This window comes from Xanthomonas cassavae CFBP 4642 (assembly GCF_000454545.1).
GTDB classification, from domain to species: Bacteria; Pseudomonadota; Gammaproteobacteria; order Xanthomonadales; family Xanthomonadaceae; genus Xanthomonas; species Xanthomonas cassavae.
In genome coordinates this window covers 4283732-4290256 of sequence record NZ_CM002139.1, presented here as the reverse complement: position 1 = coordinate 4290256, position 6525 = coordinate 4283732, and the positions used below count along the sequence as shown (strand labels likewise).

2 protein-coding genes are annotated in these 6525 nt (G+C 61.2%); both read left to right on the top strand.

Annotation, left to right across the window (positions count from 1 at the left end; genetic code table 11):
* Positions 1-207: 207 nt before the first annotated feature.
* A complete protein-coding gene (locus tag XCSCFBP4642_RS0119005; RefSeq protein WP_084624593.1) occupies positions 208-5322 on the top strand; it encodes a calcium-binding protein in 5115 nt (1704 codons plus the stop codon).
* 103 nt (positions 5323-5425) lie between these two features.
* A complete protein-coding gene (locus XCSCFBP4642_RS0119000; RefSeq protein ID WP_029218204.1) occupies positions 5426-6388 on the top strand; it encodes an IS5 family transposase in 963 nt (320 codons plus the stop codon).
* Positions 6389-6525: the final 137 nt, after the last annotated feature.

Here is a 6525-nt window from a genome sequence, read left to right as displayed (position 1 = left end):
ATCACGTTCTTCACCGGCGAACAAACTGATCATCTGTAGCACCCTCCGCTAGCATCGCATTACGTCAATGATGACAGGATCCTGGGGTTTTTAGAGGTTCCCCTAATCTCTTGCCGGAATGGCCGCAGATAACTTCCGCGGTTCATTCATATCTGCAGAAAACACGTGCCCAATGCCCTTCAAAACAGGAAGTAAAGGAAATTAATCATGGTTGATACAATGAATTTGGAGGATCTCAATCAGGCCCGTGCACTATTAGACGCAGGGCGTATTGACGACATGTATGCCTATATTGCGAGATTCGGTCATCGTTATTCCAGGCTGGCTAGCGGCGTAGCACGGGGCAACATGTTCTCGGGCCTATCAGCACTCGAATTTTTGGAAGAGACTGCCAAGTCTGCAGGGGCATCTTTCGACCCTGCTGGAATTCAAGAAGTAAGAAAGCAGATGGCTGGGGCGTTTCTGACACAATTATTCACGATCGCACAGAATGAAAATGGGATTGTGGAACGAGAAATTACTGCGGACGAAGCATGGAATTTCCATAATCGCGTCTTCACCAGCCTAGGCCTCCCCACCGACTCCTGGACCATGAACACCCCATTCGAACTGCTGGACGAAGACCAGCGAAACGAACTGTGGGATGTTTTGCTCGACAGCAACGGGCGTTGGCCCTTTGACAGCGCATCCGGAATCCGGCTCGCCCTGACTGTCTGGCAGAACAGCGACGGCAGCGGCAAAGCCGCCTCCTGGTTCGACAGGCTGGGCTATAACCCGGACATCTTCTCCGCCTGGTTGGCGCGCGTCGGTACCGAGAGTCTGGAAGACAACCCGCTGTCGTTACTTAATCCGTCCGCTGCGCTGGCCGAGTTCCTTGTCGCCATGGGGCTGGACAGCACTGACGGCGAGATCAACCAGGATCAGCTACGCGAGTTCATGGCGGCGCTGAGCGCCCCCTTGCGCATCTTCACCGGCCCCGACAAGGGCGCCGCGGTCTATGGCAGCGTCCAGGACGACATGCTGGCCGGTACCGACACCGGCGACCTGCTGTACGGCATGGACGGGAGCGACACATTGGAGGGCCGCGCGGGCGACGATATCCTGGCCGGGGGGATCGGTAATGATGTGCTGCGTGGCGGCGTCGGCAACGACACGATATTCGGCGAGGAGGGCAACGACATTCTCGACGGTGGCATCGGTAGCGACCGCCTGCGCGGTGGCGCGGGCATGGATACCTATGTGCTCTATGCGGGGGCGCCAGGCGACATCGACCGCATCGCCGACGCCGACGGCATCGGCCTGCTGGAGATCGATGGCAACAGCAACTGGGCAGCAGGGTTGGTGGCCACCTCGGAGAACACCTGGGAAGCCGCAGACGGATATATCCGCGTCACGGTGGCCTCGACGGGCGACAGCAAGCAACTGGTGATCCGTCTGGGAACCACGGGCGGCACCACGATCGTCGAGAACTGGACGCCCGGCACGTTTGGCATTGCGCTTCCTGGGTACCAGCCGCCGAGCGATCCGACCGTTGGCACGGACCAATCCGACTATTTGAATCCCTATCTAGACGCCGCACCGAGCACGCCGGTCCATCTTGTCGGAGGTGCCGGGCGGGACATGATCCTGGGAACCTACAGCGATGGAGCCGATCTGCTAGAGGGTGGAGAGGGCAGCGACATCATCAATGCCAATGGCGGCAGTGACCTGATCCTGGCAGGCGGCGGTAATGATTTCGTTTCCGGTTTTGGCGACGAGGCGACCGCTTATGGCGGAAAGGGCGATGACGTCCTGAGCGCCAGGCATGCATTCGGCTTCAACTTCCGGGTGTCGCCAGAGCTGCCGATGGACGAAACCACTGTCTGGCGCGACATCCAGTCCTACTTCGATTGGCAGGGCGCCAAGCAGATGAGCACTGACGAGAGTGGAGATTTGGTGGGCTATGCCACCTTCGCACTCGGGGGCGCATTCGATTTCAGCGGCACGTCCGAGGTTGCCGGTTGGACCTTCCGTTTTCAAAGAGTCGATGCGTCTCGTTACTCGCTGCAGTACTTCAGCGCAGCCGAGCCCGATGGCGTTACCGGCACGGGTGGCATGTTCGCGTTCGGGGGCGGCGTCGGGGACACTCATACCATCGGCGTTTCGCTCTACGGCGAGGAGGGAGACGACGTGCTGATCGGCGGCGCCGGCAGCGATTTGCTCGATGGCGGCACCGGCAACGATGTGATCTCCGGCAGCGCGGGGCAGGATGTGGTCTTTGGCGGCGATGGTAATGACCTGCTGTCCGGCGGCACCGGTAACGACCGTCTGGACGGTGGCGAAGGTACGGACGAAATCTATGGCGAAGCTGGCGCGGACGTCATTGAGGGCGGTGCCGGCAACGACCTGCTTTGGGGCGACGGCCATTCCGACCAATCCGCAGGTGGCGACGACATTCTGCGTGGCGGCGCGGGCAACGATCAGCTGGTTGGGCAGGCTGGCGATGACATTCTCTCCGGTGGTGCCGATGACGATCTGCTGGCCGGTGGAACGGGACAGGATCGCCTGTTCGGCGATGGCGGCAACGACGAACTGCAGGGCGGCGATGGCGACGATCTGCTCGATGGCGGCGTCGGTGACGATGTACTGCACGGGCAGGCCGGCAAGGATGTGCTGTTCGGCGGCGACGGGGCGGACCAGATGGCTGGCGGCGATGACGATGACCGGCTCGATGGCGGATCCGGTGACGATCTCCTGCTGGGTCAGCAGGGCAACGACATTCTGCTCGGCGGCGCGGGATACGACGAGTTGCAAGGTGGCGAAGGTGACGACAGGCTCACTGGCGGTACCGGCAACGACCGCCTGTTCGGCGAAGCCGGCAGTGACGTACTCGACGGTGGAGATGGCAACGACTTCTTGAATGGCGGCAGCGACAGCGACAAGCTCAGTGGTGGCGTCGGCGCCGATACTCTGAATGGCGGCGACGGCGACGACCTTCTGGATGGTGGCGACTCCAACGATATTCTCGACGGCGAGGCTGGCAACGATACGATCTACGGCGGGGCTGGCAACGACACCATCGATGGCGACGACGGCGACGATCTGATCCAGGCCGGCATCGGCGACGATAGTGTCTACGGTGGCGCAGGCAACGACGTCATCCATGCCGAGGATGGCAATGACAATGTCACCGCTGCGCAGGGCAACGACCGTGTCCATGGCGGAGCCGGCAATGATTATCTGGAGGGGAGCGAGGGGGACGATGTCCTCTCAGGCGACGAGGGCAACGACATCCTGCTCGGCGATGCTGGCAACGATACCCTCGAAGGCGGCGACGGCCAGAACCAGTATCGTTTCCGCCGGGGATTCGGCACCGATACCGTCCTGGTGAAACAGGGCAGCACCGATCTGCTGTACTTTCTCGATGGCATTACCGCGGACGAGCTGCGGTATGTCCGCGAGGGACAGGATCTGGTCGTCTCGCTCGAGAGCGGCGATAGCGTTCGTATCGTCGGCTACTTCGCCGCCGCCACGGCGGTGCGGATCCAGACCGACGACCTCCAGGTGGTGACGCGTTCCCAGTTCGACACCGGCATCATGTATGGAACACCGATCCGCGGCGGCACCGACGCGGATTCATTGAATGGCACCAAAGACAACGAACGCCTATATGGCCTGCACGGCAACGACACGATCGACGGAGGCGACGGCAACGACCTCATCGAAGGCGGGGCTGGCGATGACACGCTGGTCGATGGACGCGGCGGCGACGTGCTGCTGGGCGGCGATGGCAACGACACCATCCATCTGGTAGCCGATGGCATGGCGAACGAGGATTTGGTCGACGGTGGAAGCGGTGACGATACCTATTACGTGGCATTGGGATCCGGTTACGACGTGATCGGCCGACTCGATGCCACCGATGCAGGGCGCGACGTGATCCACATGGTCGGGGTGAACTCCGACGCGGTCACCAATTTCCAGATCAGCGGAACCACGCTGGGCGTCATGATCGCCAGCGGTGATTGGTCCAACGCCAGTGTTTCCAACGCGTTGATGCTGGAAGGCTTCCTTGCCAACAACAATCACCGCATCGTCTTTGCCGACGGCGTGGAGTTCACCGCCGCCAACTTCGAGGCACGCTGGTGGAGCGGCACCAGTGGCGACGACGTGCAAACCGGTACCTTCGCACCGGACTCCATGGATGGCGGTGCCGGAAACGACACGTTGTCCGGCATAGGCGGCAGCGACACGCTGTATGGCGGCGATGGCGACGACATCCTGGATGGTGGCGAAGACAACGACACGTTATACGACGGTGCGGGCGCAGACATCGTACGGGGCGGCGCGGGCAACGACAGGATCTACGCCAGCGTGGACAGTTCAATCGACCGCTTCGTTGGTGGCAGTGGCGACGACAGGTACTACTACAACCACACGTTCTCCTGGTCCTCCTGGAGAACGACCGTCAACTCCAGCGAGATAGAGGAGCTGGAAAACGGAGGTGTCGACACGATCTACTCCAATTACCACGACGTGATCCTGGGTGCGAACATCGAGAACGCCGTGATCACGCCCTCCAGCTATTGGTGGCCGGGAGCGCCCAACCGCATAACCGGCAATGCGCTGGACAATGTCATTCAGATAGTGCAGAACAGCACGTCAGACACGCAGGAATACATTCTCGATGGTGCCGGAGGCAAGGACACTCTGATCGGTGGCGCCACGCGCGACACCTATATCGTCGACAGCCTGGACGATGTGATCGTCGAGAATGGGTTTTCGGACAGCAGCGACACGGTGCAGGCGGGCATCGATTACTCGATCGAGGGCCGCCAGGAGCTGGAGAACCTGCGCCTGACCGGAAACGCCGTCCGCGGTACCGGCAACAGCGACGACAACATTATCGAAGGCCATCTGGTCGATGCGGTGAACCAGCTGGCTGGATTGGATGGCAACGACACCTACTTGATCACCCGGAAGGATCAGGTTGTCGAACAGGCCGGCGGCGGTAACGATACGGTGATCATCGCTGGCTGGGATGAGCTGACTTCGCAGGCAATGTGGGTCTCGGTAGCCGACTATGCGAATGTAGAGAATCTGCGTCTCTACAACATTGGAACTCAAGGTCCTAACGGCATCATCGGGCTGCGCGCCAATCTGCAGGGGGACCTTGGCGACAATGTGCTCACCGGCAACATGTATGCCAACGAGATCCGTGGTGGAGCCGGCAACGATACCATCCGCGGAAACCACTTCCTGGCAGAGTTTAAGGCAACGCTGATCAAGTCGGTCCCTATCGGAGAAAATATGCCCCTTCCTTCAAATCGGAACGACCGATGAAACAGCAGACATTGGCGATGGCGGCCGATCANNNTAAGGCAACGCTGATCAAGTCGGTCCCTATCGGAGAAAATATGCCCCTTCCTTCAAATCGGAACGACCGATGAAACAGCAGACATTGGCGATGGCGGCCGATCAGGGCAGTGGATTCGAGCAGCATCGTCGGCCGACGCGCCGGGATGTGTTCCTGTCGACGATGGAGCAGATCGTGCCGTGGTCGGCACTGTGCGCGGTGATCGAGCCGTACTATCCGAAGGCAGGCAATGGCCGGCCGCCGGTCGGCCTGGAACGGATGCTGCGGATGTATTTGGTGCAGCACTGGTTCAATCTGGCCGATGAGGCCTGCGAGGAAGCGCTACTGGACAGCACGGCGCTGCGGCGGTTCGTGGGGATCGACCTGGGCCGCGAGCGGGTTCCGGACGCGACGACACTGCTGAAGTTTCGTCGCCTTCTGGAGACGCACGAGCTGGGGGCGGAGCTGTTCTTGCAAGTGAACCGGGAATTGGAAGCACGTGGCCTGAAGGTGGGCACGGGCACCATCGTGGATGCGACTATCATCGGCGCGCCCAGTTCGACGAAGAATGCGGACAAGGCCCGCGATCCGGACATGCATCAGACCCGCAAGGGGCAGCAGTGGTACTTCGGGATGAAGCTGCACATCGGCGTGGATAGTCGTAACGGCCTGGTGCATAGCGCGGCGGTGACGGCGGCCAATGTGCATGACAAGCACCTGCTGGGAGACCTGCTGCACGGGGAGGAACGCCGGGTCTATGGAGACAGCGCCTACGCCAGCCAGAAGGCGCTGATCGGCACGCATGCACCGCACGCCCGGGACTTCACCAACCAGCGGGTTCGCAAGCGTGGCGAAGTGAATGAGGTGCAGCGCCAGCGGAACCGCAACAAGTCGAAGATCCGTGCCCGTGTCGAGCACGTGTTCGCGGTGGTGAAGCGGCTGTGGGGCTTTGCCAAGGTGCGTTATCGCGGGCTGGACAAGAACGCGAACCGCTGCTTCGTGGCCCTGGGCCTGGCGAACCTGTACCTGGCGCGGGTGCGTTTGGCGGGATAGTTGCGCCTGCGGGGCCGCAAAAGCGGCCCGCAGCGCCCGGAAACGGGCATGGAAGGACGGCTGATCGTAGATCCAAGTGCGTCATGAGCCGGATCGGCCAGTTCGCTGGCCGTTGCGACTACTTGATCAGCGTTGCC

What these genes read in the sequence shown, in the direction of transcription:
- XCSCFBP4642_RS0119005 (WP_084624593.1), top strand. Translation starts at nt 208, where the DNA reads ATGGTTGATACAATGAATTTGGAGGATCTCAATCAGGCCCGTGCACTA.
- XCSCFBP4642_RS0119000 (WP_029218204.1), top strand. Translation starts at nt 5,426, where the DNA reads ATGAAACAGCAGACATTGGCGATGGCGGCCGATCAGGGCAGTGGATTC.